We start from the raw sequence: 19,808 nt of genomic DNA, 5'->3' as shown, positions 1-19,808 counted from the left end.
AACGCAGCGTTTGTAAGCAATGTCTTAATAGATGGAAGGAAACCCTCACGAATCATGGCAAAAACACCTACGACGATGAAAACTATGCAGCCGGTCTCTCCTCGAAGCGAGCCGGTGCAATCACGCTCTATTAAGCGTACCCAGCAAATTTTAGAAGTGACCAGCAACTTACTGGAAACGGTTGGTTTAAACGACCTAAATACTGCCATCATCGCCAAAGAGGTTGGGATCTCTGTGGGGTCCCTCTATCATTACTTTCCTAATAAGCACGCCATCCTCTACGCCATGGGAAAAAGCTGGCTTGACAGCATTGAAGATGTCTTAAAGGAGATTCAAGAGTGGCCAGTTGAAACACTGTCTCTAGCAGATTTCATCAACCAGATCGTTGACATCAATTTACGCACTTATCGACAGCAAAAGGCGGTACTCAGGTTGGTTCAAGCCATGTTTTCTGTACCTGAGTTAAGAGAGCTGGATGAACGTCACGATGACATGGTGATTTCACAAATGGCAAAAGTCTTTAAACGCCTTGGTGTGAACAAACATATTCGTGAGCGAGAGCGTATTGCGCGCCATTATCTTGAGGTCACACACAGTAGTTATCTGGTGATCGTTAACCAAAATGAACAACGCGCTGCGCGCACGTTACATGACTTGAAACTGATGCTACAATCCCTTCTAGAACACCACCTTAACTCTCCAGAATAAGGCATTTTCCCTGCCATTCTAATCATTTGGCAGGGCTGGTTTACTTTATTAATTAAGTGACGTCCTAATAAAGAATTAAATGAACCTGCCGTTAATGGAATTGTCATCTATAATGCAAATAATGTGGCTATATCAGTAGTCTTTGATATACCACTCATTCAAACTAATAATAAATTGGAGCCTGCATGCGTTTCAGCCACAAAATCGTTGCGATGTCATCGCTATTGTTAGCCTTGACCGTTGGCTTATTAAGCGTTCAACAGTTAATGACTGTTCGCTCGGAAGTCGAAGGTCTAGTAAAAGTCAGCCTGAAGGAAATGGTTGTCGGGGTAGGGAATACAATCAGCGCTGAACTGTCCAACAAACGAGCGCTGGCGCAGAGTATGACGGAAAGCATTGAGCTAAACCCCAATGATCGAAATTACGTCAAGCAGCTGATTGAGAAGCCTGCTATCAAAACCAGCTTTTTAGCCATCGGCCTAGGTTATGAATCCGATGCTGCTGTGGTCGAAAACGACGACGGCTGGGAACCGGATGCAGGCTACGATCCGCGCAAACGTCCATGGTACATGGATGCCAAGCGCGAACGTCAGCAGGTTGTGACGGCACCTTATATTGATGTTTCAACCAAGCAAACAATTATCTCTATCGGTAACCCTGTTATGGACGGCAACCAGTTTGTCGGTGCTATGTTCTATGATTTGGAACTTGGCGGCCTGTCTGAGCTAGTCAATTCCGTCAACATCTTTGATGCCGGTTACTTATTTCTTGTCACTGGTAAAGGTCAAATCATTGCGCACCCAAATGCTGAAAGTAACGGCAAAGCACTATCTGAAGTGCTGCCTTCGGTTTCTTTGAAAGAGGGGCTACAGCAAGTTGACATTGATGGTGATCGAAACCTTGTCAGCGTTACTCATGAGAAAGGGCAAGACTGGTATGTCGTCGCCATAATCGATGAAGAAACCGCTTACGCTACCCTAGCGAAACTGCGCACTAACGCCATTATCTTTGGCCTTCTGGGTATCCTGATCAGCATTGTGGTTATGACGGTACTGATTAAAGCATTATTGCGCCCACTTGCTGAACTGAATGCCGCTATTCAGGACGTTGCTACCGGTGAGGGTGACCTAACCAAACGCATTGAACCTAGCAATACGCCGGAGTTTGCTGAATTAGCTCAAGGCTTTAACCAGTTTGCAGCAAGCCTGCAGGAGCGTATTACGCACCTTAAACTGTTAGGTGACGAAGTCGCAGCAAGCGGTACACAAACGGTCAGTAGCTCACGTCAATCTTCGCAAGCCATGCAAGATCAGTTGAAAGAGCTTGAGATGTTGGCCACAGCTATTCACGAAATGTCTCTGGCATCCAACGAAGTAGCTGAAAACGCGCAACGCGCATCGGAATCCGCGAATGAAGTTGACCGTACAACGATAGAAGGTTCTTCTGTCGTCAGTGATACGGCGAAATCCATTGATGCTTTATCCGCTCGCATCGATCAAGCGGTCGAACAAGTCAAAGGTTTAGAGCTTGCCACCAGTAACATCGAAACCATTTTGGCCGTAATTAATGAGATCGCAGACCAAACCAATTTGCTTGCTTTGAACGCCGCCATTGAGGCAGCTCGAGCAGGGGAGTCCGGTCGTGGTTTTGCCGTGGTTGCTGATGAAGTCCGTACCCTAGCGCAGCGCACTCAGGAATCCACCACTGAAATCCGAGGCATGATTGAGCAATTGCAGAACGGTTCCGCAGCGGTTTCCCATGCAATGACCGAGAGCCGAGACACCGCTGTGAAAGCCGTCGAGAATGCTCAATTAGCAGATGCCGCGCTCGACCGTATTCGTCAATCTATTGAACAAATCAGCGATATGAATGCGCAAATCGCTTCTGCAGCACAAGAACAAAGTCATGTGGCGGAGGAGATTAATCAGAACGCAGTGAAGATTAAAACGCTGTCTACTTCAGTGGTTGATCTCGCCCAAGATTCAAGTGATGCGATGGAAAAGCAACGCACTCATACGGAATCACAGAAGTCGATTCTGGATCGTTTCAAAGTCTAACGATCGTTTTCTCTCCCAAAAGCCAGCTACCCAGCTGGCTTTTTTATACCCCCTATGAGCTAACCCCTTGGGGATATATGTTTTCGAGTTTGTTTCAGAGTATTTTAATTCCTTATAAGAACTATGCTTTAAAATCGGGAACACTCTATGGAACAAGTTATAAGAGCGTTGAATACTATTCACCCTAAACGCTCCCTTTTGCTATCCGTCATGGTGACACTAGGCGCCATCGCTTTCTTCTGGTCATTGTCTTACGCACATCAACCTGGTGAAGACTGGGGCTTCAAATCCTTACTGCCCACATTGTTTGTCCTCTCCATTGCTCTCATTTCTCGTGCACCGTTTGAATCCTTATTAACGGGCGTGGTCGCGGGCCTGATCATGCTTGATCACACCTCAGTGGTCACATCCCTTGCCGACACACTCTCTACAGTGATGGGTAATGAAACCATTATTTGGATTGTTTTGGTCTGTGGCTTGATGGGCGGTTTGATTGTTCTCTTAGAAAAAAGCGGCTGTTTAAATAGCTTTAGCGATTGGCTGAAAGGTCGCATTAAGTCTCGCCGCCAATCATTGTTAACGACCTTTTTTATTGGTTTAGTCGTATTCATCGACGACTACCTAAACTGTTTGGCGGTGTCCTCTTCCGTCAAACAAGTGACCGATCACTACAAAGTTTCCCGTGAGAAATTGGCGTACATCATCGATTCAACGGCCGCGCCAATGTGTATCTTAGTGCCCGTTTCTACATGGGCCGTGTTCTTTGCTGGCCTGCTCGAAGAAAACGGGCTCGCTGCCGACGGTCAAGGTCTCGCAACGTATATTTCAGCCATTCCCTTTATGGTCTATGGCTGGGTGGCGTTGATACTCGTATTTTTGGTGGCATTAGGTGTGGTCGGTAACCTTGGTGCAATGAAAAAGGCGGAAGCACGAGCAGCAAGCGGACAACCTAAGCCTTTAGACTATACTGGCGATACCATGGAAGCGGCCGCTACCAACCATCGCAAAACTAGCAGTCTAGTGGGCATGCTGAACTTTATCGTACCGATGTTGATTTTGATTGCGGCAACGGTCTACTACGATATCGACCTATTAAAAGGCGTTCTGGTGACCTTAGCGATTACCGTGGCAATGTATTACTTGCAAGGGCTGTTATCGCTAGAAGAGCAGTTCAAAGGCGTCTTTGAAGGCTTTAAGGTCATGCTCTATCCACTGTCCACAGTGATTGCCGGTTTCATGTTGAAAAGCGTCAACGACGAACTGGGTATGACAAGTTACATCGTGAGCGTGGTCGCTCCTATCATGACCGCTGAACTGATGCCTGCTCTAGTATTTGTCGTCATGGCGGCCATTGTGTTCGGTACGGCATCGAGCTGGGGCTCATTTATTATCGCTATTCCCATTGTTGTGCCGATTGCCTTGGGTGTGGATGCTAATATGGCCTTAGTAATTGGTGCCCTGCTGTCTGCGTCATCGTTTGGTAGTCATGCTTGTTTCTTCAGTGATTCCACCGTCTTGGCCGCGCAAGGAGCAGGGTGTTCGCCCATGGCTCATGCTATGACCCAGTTACCTTACACCGCATTGGGTGCGGTTCTGAGCTTTACCCTTTTCATTATTCTAGGGTACAGCGTCTGATCATTTGGCAAATAACTAGACAGCACATCTAGACAAAGGGCCGCATAACGGCCCTTTGTCTCATCAAGCAACATGTTTTTATTACGTCTGCGGTGTTTCTTGGCGATCGTTTAATTTCCGAGTCACATACGACCAACGAGCTAAGGCACCAATGACCACTAATGCAAACACCAATCTCGCCCACAGAATGCCGGAAAGATCCGCCCCTATCAGAAGAATCAACATGGTGTCCTCGATGACACTGTGAAACAGCCCTAAAAAACCAATCGTTAAGAAAATATCTCGCTGGCTCAGACGGCCTGACTGTGCTTCTTTAATCAGTAGCCCTGCACCAAACGTCAGACCAAGCACCACGCCGATCACCGCCACGTTTGCAGCGTCTTTGCCGATACCCAGCCAGCGCAGCACAGGGTAAAGCAAGGTATGCATCATGCGCTCTATGCCAATGGCTCTAAGGACTCTTAGCAACACCATCAAGGCAAATATAATCACATAGATCCAAGCTAAGGTTTCGATCTGGCCCAAGGCCCATGACACTAAGCTATCATCTACAGGCGCATCGGGACGCCACAAAGAGCTGGCCGGTTGCTGCAACCAGTTCATTGAGCTGTACAGGAAATGTAGGGCACCGCCTAAGATCACCGCTCCACCAAAACGAAGTGCTAGGGTAACGCGCCAGCTGACGCCCATATTCTTCGCCACCGCCCCTTCTACAGGTAAAGAGTGCGATAACAATGCCAGCACGCCCAATACGGTGACTTGCGCAACGCTCAAGGTTTGCGTCAGCTCCAAGTTAAAGTAAACAATCAAACCGGTATAGATATTCGTGAGCATCAAGGTCGCCCAGACCAAACCCAGCTCATTTGGCAGTCCGACCCATTGCATCATGGGCGATAGCATTTCACCGAGCAGTTCCACGCCACCGACCATTTCCAGCCCTTTAACAATAACTAAGGCGGGCACCATAACTTTTAACAGTACCCAATACACCTTAGCCGCTTCGTTTAGCAAAGTCAGAACAACGCTTAATACCGATTTCATAACGTTCCACAAAGATCATTTAACAGAGACAATCATTGTAAAGACGCCAAGAAAAATAATGTCACGCTTTACTTATAAAACATTTCATTTAATTTGTTTGTTAAGCAACTAACAAAATATTATTAACCATGAACGCTTTAGATCGAATCGACCGTAATATCTTGATGCAACTACAACAAGATAGCCGCCTGACAAATGTACAGTTAGCAGCACAAGTAGGGCTGTCGCCTCCGGCGTGTTTAAAGCGGGTGAAACGTCTCACTGAAGAGGGCTATATCAGTCGCCAAGTCGCACTGATCGCACCGCATAAGCTCGGCCCTATGCTGCACATGGTAGTGGAAGTGTTTATGGAAAGAGATCATAAGCAGCTATTTCAGGAGTTTGTGAAAAGCGTCCAAGCTACATCTGAAATTAAGCAGTGCTACCAAGTCACTGGGGAAGTCGATTTTGTCTTGATCATCATGGTGCGAGATATGGAAGCTTACGAAAAGCTATGTGATCGTCTACTGTACAGCAATCCGAACGTGAGGAAGTTTCGCACTCTGATTTCGATGAAGCGGGATAAGTTTGAAACGGCTATTGAACTCGAATAATACTGACGCGTCGCGTTAGTCATCATCCTGCATCGGAATGCTGGACTGTCCTATTATGAGCTGAGCTATCTTGGCGGCAATACCCGACTGTTCGGCTTCAGTTAACTGTACCGATTGGGCGACAGCAAAGCTGTATTCATCCCGACCAGCCTGAAAAATGATTTGACCAAGCACTTGGCCACTATCACTTATACAATCCAACGTTTGTTGATTAGGGAAAAACAACACCATTTATAAAAGTCTCATTGAGGCTGGCAAGACGCCATCATAGCACCTCTGATGATAAAGTAAGTGGCTTTGTTGACTCACAATCCACCAGCCAGATCGATAAAATTGCCGGTAGCAAAGGAAGATTTATCCGACGCCAACCAATAAATGGCCTCTGCTACCTCAGACGCTTGCCCACCTCGTTGCATCGGCAGCTTACTGGCCAAACGGTCCACACGATTTGGTTCACCGCCGTCGCGATGCATATCGGTGTAAATTAATCCTGGACGTACGCTGTTCACACGAATCCCTTCCGCTGCAACTTCCATCGCTAAACCTTTTGTTAGAGTATCCAAGGCTCCTTTTGAAGCTGCATAGTCGATGTATTCATTCGGAGAACCTGTTCTGGCAGCCACCGAAGAAACATTCACAATCACTCCACCTTGGCCCCCCATTTGCGTAGACATTCTTTTTACGGCCTCACGAGCACAGATAAAAGCACTGGTCACATTCGTACAGAACATCTGATTCACTCGTTCTGCCGACATATCCTTTAATCGCGCTTGTGGTTGCAAGATCGCCGCATTGTTCACCAGTACCGAAATGGGTCCAAGAGAGCAATCCATGGCTTCGAATAAACTAACCACTTGTGCTTCATCGGCCACATCAGCCGCCACGCATACGCACTTTACTCCTAGGCTTAAAATCTCTCTCTGCAACGATTCGGCGGCCTGTCGGTTTGATTTGTAGTTTAGGCACACATCATAACCATGCTGTGCAAATAATTTTGCGGTGGCGGCACCAATGCCACGGCTTGCTCCTGTAATCAGCACGACTTTCTTACTCATATCTATCCCCTTTAATCGGTCCATCCCACATAAATAGCGCAATCTATCGATGAATTCGATCATAGGTTATCGATTTAATCGATTTCAATTAAGCATATGTCTGCGGCTAAAACCAAAAGTTTTCCTGAAGTGTGCTTTCAATGTGCATGCTGCAACTTAGTATTTCTGCATAGTCGCATATTTTTTGTACCGAATTGACCAGAACACGACGCATAACGTCATTAGTATTTGCGAATTTTTATTGATTAAGAATAAACCAACCGAGTTGTCCTTTATTGGTTCTTTAATTGCCGATTTAGACTGTTTTTTAATATTGAGGGAAGAACTTTGGAACAGAATTTTTAGCTCTTTTTTTATTTTTTATCCCGACTAATATTAATCACATCGAAACGCGAAACACATTTCGCAGACACATTTAAACGCTTTATTAATTTTAAAAGAGACCCTTTAAAGGAGGCTCAAAATGAAAAAACTAATCGCTATCACATCAGCTGTTCTAGCAACTTCTGCACTATCAACTGCAGCATTCGCCGACAATATCAATGATGATCTTCGTATGGCTGAATCACGCTACAACGCATTGGCTGCAGAGGCTTCAGCAGAGGGTTACCAAGTAGGCGACCTATACAGCGAGCCGATGACGACTTCTCAGAAGCTTGATGTGATCGGAGAAAAGAACGCTGAACTAAAAGATTTATTGAACACACAGTATTCGGCAAACTAATTAGTTAAATCTTTGTACAGAATTAAATCGTATTTAAATATTTAAAGGTGAATAACATGAACATTAAAACATCAGCACTTATTGCAGCATTAACTCTATCCGCATCGGCTTCTTTTGCAGCGAGCGATCATAATATCCAAGACGACATTTATGATGCACAAGCACAAGCAAAAGCTCTGTCTGCTCAACTAGAAACAATGGGGATTGAGTCTAATCCAAACGTTGAGTTTGCACAGCCAACAACGCTATCTCAAAAACTTGATGCTTACGAAACTAAAATTGATGAGTTGCAAGGTCAATTTGACTCAGCACACATGTCAAACTAATTGATCAAAACCAGATTCCCCTCTAGTTTTGTTATATTTTAGCCCGGTCACATCACTGTGACCGGGCTTTTTTAATGACTCGATTTAGGCATTAGGCAGCCAATGGATTAACCTTTAGCTACTAAAAATTGTCCGATCCAAGCCATTAGCTGTTGATTTTGAATACTGTCTTGCTCAACCGTTTGACGAGCTTTCGCGGCCACTTCTTGGGTTAATTTCACGCCATCATACATGTCGATCAATTCGCTCTCGTAAGCTTTAGAAAACTCTGGATGCCCTTGAAACGTCAAAATTTGATCCTTGTAAATCAGACCAGCATGTTCGCAGAATTCACTGGTTAAGTAGGTCGTCATTTTTTCTGGTTTTTCCAACACCTGATCTTGGTGGAAAGCACAAAAAGCCACTTGTTCCATTGCCGGCAGAGTCGGGATTTCTTCCAGCACTTGGTAGTGATGAACACCCACGCCCCAGCCACCGTCGAATTTCGCCACACGACCACCTAACGCACGGGCAATCACTTGATGCCCAAAGCAAATACCCACTAAGACTTGGCCTTTAGTATCCACTTCACGGATGAACTCACACAATTTGAGAATCCAAGGATCATCACCGTAAGCATCCGACTTAGAGCCAGTGATTAACCAGCCATCACAGCTGTCCGTACTCTCTGGGAACTCATCTAGGCGCACGTCGAAAATTTCAAACGTTAGCGAAGGCTCCAAGGCCGAGATTTGCTGAGCAAACATCTCAGCATAAGTCGGATACTCAGAAAGCAATGCATCTGGCGTAATACCCGCCGCAAGAACACCTATTTTCATTTATTACTTACCTCAAACATACAGCGTTACGGTCCCTGAAAGCGATTTTGGCGACGCATAATGACGATCGCTGCAATCACGGCAATAGACACCGCTAAGATCATCAAGGTCGCTAGGGCATTAATCTCTGGGGTTACACCCAAGCGAACTTTGGAAAAGATCACCATCGGCAGTGTCGAATTCCCTGGCCCTGACACAAAGCTCGCAATCACCAAGTCATCTAGGGATAAGGTAAACGACAGCAACCAGCCAGACAATATCGCTGGCGCAATCAGTGGTAGTGTCACCAAGAAGAACAGCGACACAGGCTTGGCCCCCAAATCCATCGCAGCTTCTTCTAATGTTTCATCCATTGAGGCCAAGCGGGATTGAACCACCACCGCCACATAGGCTAAACAGAACGTTGTGTGAGCGATGACAATGGTGGTCGTACCTCGACCAGCCGGCCAACCGAACATGCTTTCCATCGCCACGAACAACAGTAACAACGACAACCCCGTGATGACTTCAGGCATCACCAGCGGTGCTGTCACCCAACCCGCCATGATGGTTTTACCAGTGAACTTGCCCATACGGCTTAAAACAAATCCTGCCAGCGTCCCCAACACTGCCGCGAGGGAGGCGCTGATAAAGGCAATTTTTAAGCTAACCCACGCGGCATTCATAATCTGCTCGTTTTGAAACAGCTCGACATACCATTTAATCGACCATCCCCCCCAGACAGTCACCAGCTTAGACTCGTTAAAGCTGTAAACAATCAGGGCAATGATTGGTGCGTAAAGGAATATGAAGCCAAAGCCCGCGCTTAATTTAAGCGCCCAAGAGTTGCCTTTCATTACATGGCCTCCTTATTGCCGTTACGCATAAACATAATCGGTCCAACCAATACAATCAGCATAATGATCGCCACCGCCGACGCCAATGGCCAATCTCGGTTCAAGAAGAACTCGTCCCATAACACTCGACCAATCATTAACGTGTCCGATCCGCCTAGCAATGCAGGGATAACGAATTCCCCTACGGCTGGGATAAAGACCAGCAAACAACCGGCAATGATGCCTGGCTTCGCCAATGGCAAAGTCACCAGACAAAACGCTCGCCAAGGCTTAGCGCCTAAATCTTGCGCCGCCTCGATAAGACTCATGTCCATTTTTTCTAGGGTGGTATAAAGGGGCAAAATCATGAAGGGCAGGTAGGTGTAGACGATGCCCAGATACACCGCGAAATCTGTCTGTAAGATTTGTAGCGGCTGATCGATCAGACCAATTGCCATCAAGGCTTCGTTCACCAAACCATTCTTTTTCAATAAGGCCATCCACGCGTAAACACGCAGTAAAAAGGAGGTCCAGAACGGCAGAATAACCAGCGCTAATAAAATCGTACGCTGAGTCGGTCCACTGCGTGCAATCAAATAGGCAATCGGAAAACCAATCAACAAGGTAAAAAAGGTCGATACCGCTGCAATACGTAAAGAACTTAAATACGCATCTAGGTAAAAGCGGGACTCAAACAAAAATAAGTAATTACCAAAGGTCACTTTCAGGGTGGCATAAGCATTACTAGGATCCCACTCAATAAGCGGGGAATAAGGCGGTACAGCAATCATGGCCTCCGCTAGAGAGATCTTAAATACCACTAAAAATGGGATAAAAAAGAACGCTGCTAACCAAAGCATGGGGATCAAAATGACACACCAACGTCCCAGACGAATCTGGCGCAGGCGTTGAATCACACTTAAGCGAGTCGAATCTGAGGAAGCGGTTGTCGTCATCATGAGGTCAGTACCACGCTGCTGTCCGCGTCCCATGCAAGATACACATGATCATCCCACGTAAAACGATCATCGGCATCACGCTGAACATTTGGCTGAGTAATACGCACTTCTTTACCTGAAGGTAAGCGCACTTTGTAGATTGATTGACTTCCCATGTAAGCCACTTCCGTGACAATACCTTGAGTAGTATTCACCAAAGACGCTGGCGCTTCTCGAGTAATTCGGAATTTCTCTGGGCGAATCGCCACGCTCACCTGCTGATTGGGCGCGCAGCTGATGCCATGATCCACATGAATCAAGTTTTCCGTGTCGGCACAATGAATGGACGCGCTGTCACGCTCATCACCTACCACCGTACCTTCGAAGAGATTTACGTTACCAATGAACTCCGCGACAAAGCGATTGTTCGGGTACTCATATACTTCGTGAGGTTCCGCCGTTTGCACAATCACCCCGTTGTTCATCACACCAATACGGGTGGCGAGAGTCATGGCTTCCTCTTGGTCGTGGGTGACCACGACAAAAGTAATACCCAACTCTTCTTGCAAGCGCATCAACTCAAACTGCGTTTCTTCACGCAATTTCTTATCCAATGCGCCTAAAGGTTCATCCAATAACAACAGTTTAGGACGCTTCACTAATGAGCGCGCCAGCGCCACACGTTGGCGTTGGCCACCTGATAGCATGTGCGGTTTGCGCTTGGCTAAATGCCCCAGCTGCACCATGTCCAAGATGTCAGCAACACGCTTTTTCACTTCGCCACTGGGCAGACCTTCCCGTTTCAAACCAAACGCAACGTTGGCTTCCACGCTTAGGTGAGGGAACAAAGCATAAGATTGGAACATCATATTGACTGGACGCTCCCAAGGGGGCGTATTCGACATGTCGACACCATCAATCAAGATGCGCCCCGAGGTTGGTTTTTCAAATCCAGCCAGCATACGTAGCAAGGTGCTTTTACCAGAACCTGAACCACCCAATAGACAGAACAACTCATTTTTGTAGATATCCAGCGACACGTTGTTGACCGCTGTGAATTCGCCAAACTGCTTGTTAATCTGCTCAATACGAACAAACGGTTCAGACGTGCTTTGACGCCATGTTGGTGCCGCTTTCGGCACGATTTGAGGCGCAACAGAAGATACAGACATAACCCACCTGTCAGTCAATAAAAGAGAGGCCCGCGGAGCTATTAAACTCCGCGAGGTAAAGATATCGAACTTAGCGACCTGTTTTGATATTGGTCCAAGCACGTGTCAAAGTGCGATCAAAACGCGCCGTGTGGGCGACTTGAACATACAGTTTTTCTTTTACCGCTTGCGTTGGATAAACGCCTTTATTGTTTGCCACTTCAGGATCAAGCAACGGTTCAGCCGCTGTATTTGGCACAGCGTAGTAAACGTAGTTCGAAATGGCAGCGGCAATCTCAGGCTTCAGAATAAAGTCGATAAACTTATGCGCAGCTTCTGGATGTGGCGCGTCCGCTGGTACGGCCATTAGGTCAAACCACACCAAGGTGCCTTCTTTTGGAATGACGAAGTTGATATCCACGCCTTGTCCCGCTTCTTCGGCACGGCTTTGCGATTGCAATATATCGCCGTTGTAGCCAATCGCGACACACACGTCACCGTTAGCAAGGTCAGAAATGTATTTGCTTGAGTGGAAGTATTTGATGTTATCACGGGTACCAGACATCAGCTTAGTCGACGCTTCCAGCTCACTTTTGTCTTCAGAGTTTGGATCCACGCCACGGTAGTTATTGACCACAGACATGATTTCAGCAGGGGAGTCTAATACCGCAATGCCGCAGTCAGACAGCTTAGCCGCCACCGCAGGGTCCAACAGTACATCCCAAGAATCAATATCCGCCGTACCCAAGCGCTCTTCGATCATCTTGGTGTTGTAGCCAATACCAATCGTACCCCACGCGTAAGGAATATTATGCTGGTTGCCCGCATCATGTTTTTCGATTTGCTTGGCAAGGGTTTGATCTACATTAGCATAGTTGCTCAGTTGACTCTTATCGATGGTTTGATAAACGCCCGCTTTCACTTGGCGTTCAAAGAAAGAGTTAGAAGGCATCACAACATCGTAGCCAGAACCGCCCGCCATCAGCTTCGCTTCCAGTACTTCGTTGCTGTCGTACACATCGTAGTTGACCTTAATACCGGTCTCTTTGGTGAATTGCTCAAGCGCGCCAGGTGCCATGTAATCAGACCAGTTGTAAATGTTGATCACATCTTCTGCAAAGCTGCTGCCAGCAAATGCTGACGCACTACCTGCAATTAATACACTCAATACATTACGTTTCATGTAGAGCTCTCCTATTTGGCCCAGTTAGGCCATTGTTCCAGTTGTGAGGTGATTGAAGTCGTTGAATGAAGCCCTTTTTAGCGGGCTTTCTTATCTTTTATTCCTATGAGTACGAAGCCTATCTATAAGTAGGCTTCGTACTCCACGTTTGAAATTCGGCTATGAATCTTCTGCTGTTCTTGCTCTTTGGCTGCGCCAAACACTCGCACGAATTCTTCGCCTAAATAGTCACGTAAGAAGCTGCTGTCATTGAAAGTTTCTGTGGCCAGTTCCCAACGATTAGGCAGTGGCTCAAAGCGCTCAGACATAGCGTAAGCATCCCCTTCAATTGGCTGTGGCGGCGACATTTTGGCTTCAATGCCATGCAGTGCTGCGCCTAGAACCGCAGCAAGCACTAAGTACGGGTTAGCATCTGCACCGGCGACGCGATGTTCGATGCGGCGTGCGATGCTTTCACTTTCAGGAATACGTACCGCGACCGTACGATTCTCATAGCCCCAGCTTGCAAACGTTGGCGCATGAGCTCCCGTTTGGAAACGACGGTAAGAGTTCATATGTGGCGCAAAGACCAGCATCGAATCCGACATGTGGTTCAGCAGGCCAGCAACAGCTTGCTGTAACAAGCCCGATCCTTCATCTGTGCCGTTGTCGAAAACGTTGTTGCCTTGCTCATCAAGTAAGCTGAAGTGAACGTGAAAGCCGTTACCGCTCTTATCTGCATAAGGTTTCGCCATGAAGGTTGCGCCGAAGTCATGCTGACGCGCCACGCCTTTGATCAGACGTTTGAACATGATCGCGTGGTCCGCCGCCAATACCGCATCGTTGGTATGCTTCATGTTGATTTCGAATTGACCAGGGCCTAATTCTGAAATAATAGTGTCTGCAGGAATCCCTTGCGCTTCACAGGCTTGGCGTACCTCTGCAAAGAAGCTTTCTAAGCCGTCCATCTCTTCGATGGAGTAACAGTCGGTTTTATTCAAACGCACACCATTACCTTCCACTATGATTGGTGGAGAAGGGCGACGTTGGGCTTCGGAAGTGCCGTCGAGCAAGTAAAATTCAAGCTCTGTCGCTACCACAGGTGTGTAGCCAAGCTCTTTAAAGCGATTCACGATGCGCGTCAGTACTTGGCGTGGATCAGGGTAGAATGGTGTGCCATCGGCGTTGTACATCATGGCAAGAATTTGATCACGAGCGGTTTCAGCCCATGGCACAGGAATTGGTTCAGGGTGAACGGCTAAACAGATGCCATCACTGTCACCCGTTTCGAACACCATGCCATTGTCGAGTACGTCATCGCCCCAGTGGTCAAAGCCAATCACAGAGTGAGGCAATTTCACTCCCTGTGTCATAACCCCCTTTAAACCACTGGCTGGGATGCGCTTACCGCGCAAGTTACCGTTTAAATCCGTAATAAACAGATCAAATTCGTTATTCCCTTCATACATATCCGACATAGAAAGTTCTCTCATGAAATTAGTCTTACCGCTGGAGAACTTGAACACTGTAATAGCCGACACTTCATTCGCTTTTTGATTTTGGAAGTGTTGCTCTAGATCAAGTTCTCTCTATGAAAATCACCTTAACCCGAGCAAACGATGCGAGTAACTATCCCCGAGTGGGTATATGCAAACAAAGAGAAAATTGGATAAATATTCTTCTAAGGCAATCCACGAATTATCTGAGAGAAAACCTATCTTGCTGATAAATAATGGTTAAATGATTGATTCATGCATTCTAGGTGTTATCTGGCAACTCATAAGCCGAAGCATTATTCGGGTTATTGTTCACAGTTTTACACTATCTAGGAGCTTAAAGTCGACGAAATTTTTACGTTGATGTGAGAAAAAATTGCCATCGGATTGAATAATTAAAACCGATAAAAGCGTCGAATTAGTGTATGTTTCATTAAGACGATTTCTGGCCTAGTAATTGCTTTTAATGTATCCATTTGTTTTAAAGTAATGGCTAGCGCCCCAAGATAGCGCACGATAATAACAACGCGCACAGGAGAGGATACAAAACAATGCACAGTTCCACTTTACGAGGGCAATTGGCCTTACCCGAGTTGATGAAAGACTTGGGGCAATTAACCAGCCATGTTCGCGTTCCCAGTTTCCCAACTGTGCTAGAAGATTTCCTGCGCCAGCTCTGCTACTTCGATACCATCATCATGGTGACCTATAAAAAAGCACTGAAACCACTGCTGATTCATCCAAGCGACCTGTCTGAGCAGAGCAACACCCTGCGCATGTATCTCAATCAAGCCTATTTGCTCGACCCATTGTTTAACTCGCTTCAGCATGGCATTACCCCAGGCGTTTACCGTCTAGTCGATATGGCTCCAGATTCGTTCGAAGAAACCGAATACTACCAAACCTGCTATCGCGACTTTGATCTGGTGGATGAAATCAATATTTTGGTGGATTTGGATAAGACCACGACTTTTGCAGTATCACTGGGACGTCAAAAGGCCGTCGGTTCGATTCGACGCACTGAACTAAACAATTTAAAAACAGTTTTCCCAATGATAGAAGCCTTGATTAACCAATTCTGGTTGGCTCAATCCGGTGGTTTTGTGGATCGTGCGCCAAGCTCAGGTCCATTGAAGCAAGCACTGAAGACATTTGCCCATGGGGTACTGACGACCCGCGAGCAGGAAATTTTGGGGCTATTACTAAAAGGTCACTCATCTAAGTCTATCGCCAATGAATTGGGCATCAGCGCCGGTACTGTTAAAGTACACCGCAAGAACATTCACGCACGCTTGGATACTTCTACCCAATCTGAGATTTTTACCTTATTCCTCAGCCACTTGGATGCACTCGACAGAGAAGCGCATTAGCTTCTCTGCCTGTACACTTGCCCTAACAAAACGCTTATAGAACGGTAATCACTTGCTCGCGACTCAAGCGTGACTTAGGCAGTGGCGCATTGTAATCAGCCGCATCATCACGATAGCCCATTGCTAACGCCACATCACACTGATAACCAGCCAATTCATCCGCGAACAACTCACCAATTAGCTCAGGGTCAACACCTTCCATCGGCGTTGAATCAATGCCTAGGCGTGCAAGGGTATGCATAGTGTTCCCTAGTGCCAAATAGGTTTGCGCTTTTGTCCATGCCGCCGTATTGCCTTGCTCATCGGTATTTAGCTCAGCAAAGGCAAACGCGCCAAATGCCTGCTCGCGTTGCTCAGGAGCCGTTCTGCCATCAGCAATCCCTTGATCCACTACTTTTGCGTAATCGTCGCGCTTGTAGTGTGTTTTGTGGGCAAACAAGATGATATGCGACGCTGTTTTGGCGTGCTTCTGGTTAAACTGGAACTTATTCGCAAAGGTGTTATGGAAACGTTGTTTGGCTTCATCACTCTCGATCACCACGAACTTCCACGGCTGAGAGTTAATCGACGACGCAGACAAGCGCAAAGCTTCATAAATCACTTCCAGCTCTGCCGCTGGGATTCGCTTGTTCGCGTCGTAGTGTTTGGTTGTGTAGCGTTTGCTTAAATCTTCAATAATAGAGTGCGACATAATGTATCCTCATAATCAGTAACCAGCCTTGAGGGCCTTGGAATAAACGAGATACTAGCGTCCTGAATAAGAGAGAAAAACACGCTTTAGATTGAATCATTATCAAAAAATATTTGACAATGAACACTGTATTCACAATCTATTAGATAGGTAAAAGTCTGTGCAAATTGAAGATTTAGAAGTGGTTCTAAAGATATCAGAACTGGGGAGCATCACCGCCGCGGCCACCCATTTGGATATGCAATCCGCGACCGCCAGTGCTGCGCTAAAGCGTGTTGAAGCAGCCCTTGGCGCGGAGTTATTCATCCGCTCAACACGACAGCTGCGGGTCTCCAGTGCAGGGGAACGCTTCTTGCCTTTATGCGCTCAATCTTTAGAACAATGGCAACAGGCCAAACAAGCGGTTACCACAGATAGTGAAACCATCTCAGGAGAAATGCGCATTGCAGTGTCATCAGACCTAGGACGTAACGTTATCGCTCCTTGGCTCGATGCTTTTATGGCGGAGCACCCTGACATCACCCTGAGAATGCACCTAAGCGACAGCAACATCGACTTTTATCGTGATGCACTAGATATGGCACTGCGCTACGGCGCACCTAATGACGCCTCGCTATACGGCTTTAAAATTTGTAATGTGCCACGCTTACTATGTGCCAGCCCAGAGTATCTAACCAAGCATCCTAAACCACAGCACCCAAACGATCTCATGCAACATAATGCTTTGTTCTATCAGCTACGTGACATACTTAACGATGCCTGGGATTTTCAGGATGAACAGCGCCGCTACAAAATCAAACCAAAAGCTAATCGTGCTGCCAACGATGGTGATATGGTGCGACGTTGGTGTGTGGCAGGACATGGCATCGCCATGAAATCCGCATTAGACGTGGCAGATGACATTCTAAGCGGTCGGCTTATTTCACTATTACCAGACTACACCGTCCCTTGCGGCGAACTTTGGTTAATCTGCCCAAGTCGCCAATCCATCACTCCGAGCATGCGCCTACTACGAGACGCACTGCGAAAAAACACCCAGCAAAGCCTACAACGTCTAGTGGAAGCCGATATCCTGCCACAGTCACTGGTCGAGCGAACTGAAGCCTAAGCTATAGACAACAAAAAGCCGCTCGAAAGCGGCTTCTTTTATTCAAATACCTGTTATTCCATTTCTAATTCGAGCTTTGTGCCTCTTTTCGTTAGAAACATCATCAATGCAGCACCCACTGCTAACCAACACATTCCTAGAGTAATAGCATGAGAGTCCAAGCTTACAAGCAACTTTGCAATACAGATGACGCCTAGCGCTGGCGCAACCAAGTGAGTGAACAAACTGATAAGCGTTCGTTCCGCAGGCGCCATTCGTAAATACGTAAACACCGCGCATAGATTCACAAAGATAAACGCAAGGAAAGCACCAAAGTTTATAAATGACGTCGATGTAGTGATGTCCATTTTAAGAGCTAATAATCCTACAAGGCCCACTAGAATAATGCTGACCCAGGGCGTGTGAAATTTATCATGCAACACACCAAATACTTTACTAGGTAAAACACCGTCACGGCCCATCGCAAACAGTAGTCGCGAAGCGCCCGCTTGAGCGCTAACACCTGACGTGAATTGAGCAACGACTAATGTCGCAACAAATATCGACGAAAAGGCAATGCCACCGATCTGAGTCGCCATGTCGGCCGCCGCAGAGTCAGATGCAAACAGAGAAATATCAGGAAATGCCGCGCCTAGAATATAAGACGCTCCCGCGAATATTGTGCCACCTAATAGCGTGACCCAAATAATGGCCTTAGGCACATTTTTTTGTGGTTCCTGCGTGTCTTCTGCCATCGTCGATACCGCATCAAATCCTAAGAAGGAATAACACGCAATTGCAGCCCCCACAAAAGCCAAATTCATATCCGGAACCACTGACGTTTCAACAGGCTGATCGCCAATAATTGTGATCGCCATAGCGCAGAATGCAATGATCACTGCCAGCTGCAGAATCATCAGTACTAGATTGACCTTTTTTGCGACTCCAAAGCCCACAATATTGAGCACGGTTGTGAGAGCAATAAAGGCTAATAACCAGAACCAACTTGGGACACTCGGGGCATAGGCCTCAAGATAAACGCCGCCAATTAACCAAATAACCATTGGTAAAAACAGGTAGTCCAATAAGATGACCCAGCCCACCAGAAAACCTAACTTGTCACCAAATACCTTGGTCACATAACCATACGATGAACCCGATTCGGGGATTTTCTTCGCCATCACCGCATAAGCAATCGCTGTAAACAGCATCGCCACCATTGCCATTAGATAAGATGTTGCGACTTGACCACCTGACTCCTCATAAATCACACCATATGTGCCAAATACAATCATTGGCGTCATATACGCCAGACCAAATAGTATTAGACCACCTAAGCCTAACGTTTTCTTTAAAGATATGTTGCCTTTCATGATGACCTCTTTTTTTATACGTTTTGGATGTATCGATACTCAGAACGAGATTTCTGTACCTGCTTTAAGTCGATCTCTATGGTTTGTATTACTTCCTCAGCCCCTAGTTGCATTAGCACTTCACCAAAAGGCGACACCACAAGGCTCTCGCCAACAAAACTTCCGCCATGACCTGTTCCCACGCGATTACAGGTGGCAACAAACAGTTGATTCTCAATGGCTCTCGCTTGCGTCAGTACAAAATGGGTATTCGCATAAGGATGCATGTTGCCGTTTGGCATTAGGATCAAGTCAGCCCCCGCCAGCGCGAGCGCTCGACTGCCCTCTGGGAACTCAAGATCGAAACAGATCTGTGCGCCACACATGACCCCTTGGAGATTAACTAGTGGGCATTGATGGCCTTTTTGGAAGACGCCGACATCATCCAGCCATAGATGAGCTTTACGATGCAAAATGCTGGTGTCGCCATTGCTGAACAAGTAAGCGCTGTTATAGAACTTGCCTTCATACTGTTCGATGTGGCCTAAAATGACGTTTGCGTAAACCGCTTTCGACGCTTTAGCAATCTGTGCTAATGCGGCTTGCGAGTGTTCAAATGCATTCTGAACTTCGTTCACCTTAGGGAAACCTGTGAGCGCAAGCTCGGGGAATAAAATGATGTCTGAATGGGCATGTTCGGCAATGATCCGAACCACTTTTTCCGCATTTTCTTTATAGCGATGATCCGCGATATCAAGCTGAGCGATAGTGATCTTCATAGTTAAATCG

20 protein-coding genes are annotated in these 19,808 nt (G+C 46.7%); 8 read left to right on the top strand and 12 right to left on the bottom strand.

The genetic code is table 11. From position 1 onward, the window contains the following. The first annotated feature begins 54 nt into the window (after positions 1–54). The 3 genes from JHD44_RS13280 to JHD44_RS13270 all read left to right on the top strand — a co-directional run bounded on the left by JHD44_RS13280 (position 55) and on the right by JHD44_RS13270 (position 4,400). Complete coding sequence (locus JHD44_RS13280) at positions 55–708, top strand: TetR/AcrR family transcriptional regulator (RefSeq protein WP_199463258.1); 654 nt, start codon at positions 55–57, stop codon at positions 706–708. 185 nt (positions 709–893) lie between these two features. Beyond that, positions 894–2,765 carry a methyl-accepting chemotaxis protein gene (locus tag JHD44_RS13275; protein WP_199463257.1) on the top strand — a complete coding sequence of 624 codons (1,872 nt, stop codon included), beginning with the start codon at positions 894–896 and terminating at the stop codon, positions 2,763–2,765. 147 nt (positions 2,766–2,912) lie between these two features. Then, positions 2,913–4,400: a Na+/H+ antiporter NhaC family protein gene (locus JHD44_RS13270; protein WP_199463256.1), complete on the top strand. Its 1,488-nt coding sequence runs from the start codon at positions 2,913–2,915 to the stop codon at positions 4,398–4,400. 81 nt (positions 4,401–4,481) lie between these two features. Here the strand turns inward: JHD44_RS13270 and JHD44_RS13265 are convergent, their stop codons facing one another. Continuing rightward, positions 4,482–5,441, bottom strand: coding sequence for a hypothetical protein (locus JHD44_RS13265; RefSeq protein WP_199463255.1), 960 nt, complete (start codon positions 5,439–5,441; stop codon positions 4,482–4,484). A 128-nt stretch (positions 5,442–5,569) separates the two neighbouring features. On the opposite strand from JHD44_RS13265, the gene JHD44_RS13260 reads away from it, so the two are divergent. Beyond that, positions 5,570–6,034, top strand: a complete 465-nt coding sequence (locus tag JHD44_RS13260) for an Lrp/AsnC family transcriptional regulator (RefSeq protein ID WP_199463254.1) — start codon at positions 5,570–5,572, stop codon at positions 6,032–6,034. A 15-nt stretch (positions 6,035–6,049) separates the two neighbouring features. Here JHD44_RS13260 and JHD44_RS13255 read toward each other — a convergent pair whose 3' ends face one another. Continuing rightward, a complete protein-coding gene (locus JHD44_RS13255; protein ID WP_199463253.1) occupies positions 6,050–6,265 on the bottom strand; it encodes a hypothetical protein in 216 nt (71 codons plus the stop codon). A 74-nt stretch (positions 6,266–6,339) separates the two neighbouring features. Next, entirely contained in the window at positions 6,340–7,089 is a 750-nt protein-coding gene (locus tag JHD44_RS13250) for an SDR family oxidoreductase (protein ID WP_199463252.1), read from the bottom strand. Positions 7,090–7,552: 463 nt separating this feature from the next. Between JHD44_RS13250 and JHD44_RS13245 the strand changes: the two genes are divergently transcribed. Beyond that, on the top strand, positions 7,553–7,813 hold the full coding sequence (locus JHD44_RS13245; protein WP_199463251.1) for a hypothetical protein: 261 nt from the start codon (positions 7,553–7,555) through the stop codon (positions 7,811–7,813). Positions 7,814–7,869: 56 nt separating this feature from the next. Then, positions 7,870–8,139 (top strand): hypothetical protein, encoded by a 270-nt coding sequence (locus tag JHD44_RS13240; RefSeq protein ID WP_199463250.1) that lies wholly within the window; start codon positions 7,870–7,872, stop codon positions 8,137–8,139. A gap of 107 nt (positions 8,140–8,246) precedes the next feature. Here JHD44_RS13240 and JHD44_RS13235 read toward each other — a convergent pair whose 3' ends face one another. The 6 genes from JHD44_RS13235 to JHD44_RS13210 form a co-directional block, all read right to left on the bottom strand. Further along, positions 8,247–8,957: a glutamine amidotransferase-related protein gene (locus tag JHD44_RS13235; RefSeq protein ID WP_199463249.1), complete on the bottom strand. Its 711-nt coding sequence runs from the start codon at positions 8,955–8,957 to the stop codon at positions 8,247–8,249. Between the two features lie 26 nt (positions 8,958–8,983). Further along, positions 8,984–9,793: an ABC transporter permease subunit gene (locus JHD44_RS13230; protein ID WP_199463248.1), complete on the bottom strand. Its 810-nt coding sequence runs from the start codon at positions 9,791–9,793 to the stop codon at positions 8,984–8,986. Continuing rightward, the gene (locus tag JHD44_RS13225; protein ID WP_418903733.1) at positions 9,793–10,731 is read right to left on the bottom strand and encodes an ABC transporter permease subunit; all 939 of its coding nucleotides are present in this window, start codon (positions 10,729–10,731) and stop codon (positions 9,793–9,795) included. Before JHD44_RS13225 ends, JHD44_RS13230 begins: the two co-directional genes overlap by 1 nt. Continuing rightward, positions 10,728–11,882, bottom strand: coding sequence for an ABC transporter ATP-binding protein (locus tag JHD44_RS13220; RefSeq protein ID WP_199463247.1), 1,155 nt, complete (start codon positions 11,880–11,882; stop codon positions 10,728–10,730). Before JHD44_RS13220 ends, JHD44_RS13225 begins: the two co-directional genes overlap by 4 nt. Before the next feature lie 70 nt (positions 11,883–11,952). Further along, positions 11,953–13,044 (bottom strand): polyamine ABC transporter substrate-binding protein, encoded by a 1,092-nt coding sequence (locus JHD44_RS13215; RefSeq protein WP_199463246.1) that lies wholly within the window; start codon positions 13,042–13,044, stop codon positions 11,953–11,955. A 122-nt stretch (positions 13,045–13,166) separates the two neighbouring features. Continuing rightward, positions 13,167–14,516 (bottom strand): glutamine synthetase family protein, encoded by a 1,350-nt coding sequence (locus tag JHD44_RS13210; protein ID WP_233402116.1) that lies wholly within the window; start codon positions 14,514–14,516, stop codon positions 13,167–13,169. 554 nt (positions 14,517–15,070) lie between these two features. Here JHD44_RS13210 and JHD44_RS13205 point away from each other — a divergent pair. Beyond that, positions 15,071–15,889 carry a helix-turn-helix domain-containing protein gene (locus JHD44_RS13205; protein ID WP_199463245.1) on the top strand — a complete coding sequence of 273 codons (819 nt, stop codon included), beginning with the start codon at positions 15,071–15,073 and terminating at the stop codon, positions 15,887–15,889. A gap of 34 nt (positions 15,890–15,923) precedes the next feature. On the opposite strand, the gene JHD44_RS13200 is transcribed toward JHD44_RS13205, so the two are convergent. Further along, positions 15,924–16,580, bottom strand: coding sequence for a nitroreductase family protein (locus JHD44_RS13200; RefSeq protein WP_199463244.1), 657 nt, complete (start codon positions 16,578–16,580; stop codon positions 15,924–15,926). A 160-nt stretch (positions 16,581–16,740) separates the two neighbouring features. Here JHD44_RS13200 and JHD44_RS13195 point away from each other — a divergent pair, with 160 nt between their 5' ends. Further along, positions 16,741–17,688, top strand: a complete 948-nt coding sequence (locus JHD44_RS13195) for a LysR family transcriptional regulator (RefSeq protein ID WP_199463243.1) — start codon at positions 16,741–16,743, stop codon at positions 17,686–17,688. A 53-nt stretch (positions 17,689–17,741) separates the two neighbouring features. Here the strand turns inward: JHD44_RS13195 and JHD44_RS13190 are convergent, their stop codons facing one another. Both JHD44_RS13190 and JHD44_RS13185 read right to left on the bottom strand, forming a co-directional pair. Continuing rightward, positions 17,742–19,040, bottom strand: a complete 1,299-nt coding sequence (locus tag JHD44_RS13190; protein WP_199463242.1) for an APC family permease — start codon at positions 19,038–19,040, stop codon at positions 17,742–17,744. A gap of 14 nt (positions 19,041–19,054) precedes the next feature. Further along, positions 19,055–19,798, bottom strand: a complete 744-nt coding sequence (locus JHD44_RS13185; RefSeq protein ID WP_199463241.1) for a nitrilase-related carbon-nitrogen hydrolase — start codon at positions 19,796–19,798, stop codon at positions 19,055–19,057. Positions 19,799–19,808: the final 10 nt, after the last annotated feature.

It is taken from the genome of Marinomonas ostreistagni (genome assembly GCF_016461785.1).
Lineage (GTDB): Bacteria > Pseudomonadota > Gammaproteobacteria > Pseudomonadales > Marinomonadaceae > Marinomonas > Marinomonas ostreistagni_A.
This window is presented reverse-complemented; position numbering and strand designations above follow the sequence as displayed.

Excerpts from the sequence above, each read along its gene's own strand:
- JHD44_RS13280 (WP_199463258.1), top strand. The coding sequence starts at position 55 with ATGGCAAAAACACCTACGACGATGAAAACTATGCAGCCGGTCTCTCCT.
- JHD44_RS13275 (WP_199463257.1), top strand. The coding sequence starts at position 894 with ATGCGTTTCAGCCACAAAATCGTTGCGATGTCATCGCTATTGTTAGCC.
- JHD44_RS13270 (WP_199463256.1), top strand. The coding sequence starts at position 2,913 with ATGGAACAAGTTATAAGAGCGTTGAATACTATTCACCCTAAACGCTCC.
- JHD44_RS13265 (WP_199463255.1), bottom strand. The coding sequence starts at position 5,441 with ATGAAATCGGTATTAAGCGTTGTTCTGACTTTGCTAAACGAAGCGGCT.
- JHD44_RS13260 (WP_199463254.1), top strand. The coding sequence starts at position 5,570 with ATGAACGCTTTAGATCGAATCGACCGTAATATCTTGATGCAACTACAA.
- JHD44_RS13255 (WP_199463253.1), bottom strand. The coding sequence starts at position 6,265 with ATGGTGTTGTTTTTCCCTAATCAACAAACGTTGGATTGTATAAGTGAT.
- JHD44_RS13250 (WP_199463252.1), bottom strand. The coding sequence starts at position 7,089 with ATGAGTAAGAAAGTCGTGCTGATTACAGGAGCAAGCCGTGGCATTGGT.
- JHD44_RS13245 (WP_199463251.1), top strand. The coding sequence starts at position 7,553 with ATGAAAAAACTAATCGCTATCACATCAGCTGTTCTAGCAACTTCTGCA.
- JHD44_RS13240 (WP_199463250.1), top strand. The coding sequence starts at position 7,870 with ATGAACATTAAAACATCAGCACTTATTGCAGCATTAACTCTATCCGCA.
- JHD44_RS13235 (WP_199463249.1), bottom strand. The coding sequence starts at position 8,957 with ATGAAAATAGGTGTTCTTGCGGCGGGTATTACGCCAGATGCATTGCTT.
- JHD44_RS13230 (WP_199463248.1), bottom strand. The coding sequence starts at position 9,793 with ATGAAAGGCAACTCTTGGGCGCTTAAATTAAGCGCGGGCTTTGGCTTC.
- JHD44_RS13225 (WP_418903733.1), bottom strand. The coding sequence starts at position 10,731 with ATGATGACGACAACCGCTTCCTCAGATTCGACTCGCTTAAGTGTGATT.
- JHD44_RS13220 (WP_199463247.1), bottom strand. The coding sequence starts at position 11,882 with ATGTCTGTATCTTCTGTTGCGCCTCAAATCGTGCCGAAAGCGGCACCA.
- JHD44_RS13215 (WP_199463246.1), bottom strand. The coding sequence starts at position 13,044 with ATGAAACGTAATGTATTGAGTGTATTAATTGCAGGTAGTGCGTCAGCA.
- JHD44_RS13210 (WP_233402116.1), bottom strand. The coding sequence starts at position 14,516 with ATGAGAGAACTTTCTATGTCGGATATGTATGAAGGGAATAACGAATTT.
- JHD44_RS13205 (WP_199463245.1), top strand. The coding sequence starts at position 15,071 with ATGCACAGTTCCACTTTACGAGGGCAATTGGCCTTACCCGAGTTGATG.
- JHD44_RS13200 (WP_199463244.1), bottom strand. The coding sequence starts at position 16,580 with ATGTCGCACTCTATTATTGAAGATTTAAGCAAACGCTACACAACCAAA.
- JHD44_RS13190 (WP_199463242.1), bottom strand. The coding sequence starts at position 19,040 with ATGAAAGGCAACATATCTTTAAAGAAAACGTTAGGCTTAGGTGGTCTA.
- JHD44_RS13185 (WP_199463241.1), bottom strand. The coding sequence starts at position 19,798 with ATGAAGATCACTATCGCTCAGCTTGATATCGCGGATCATCGCTATAAA.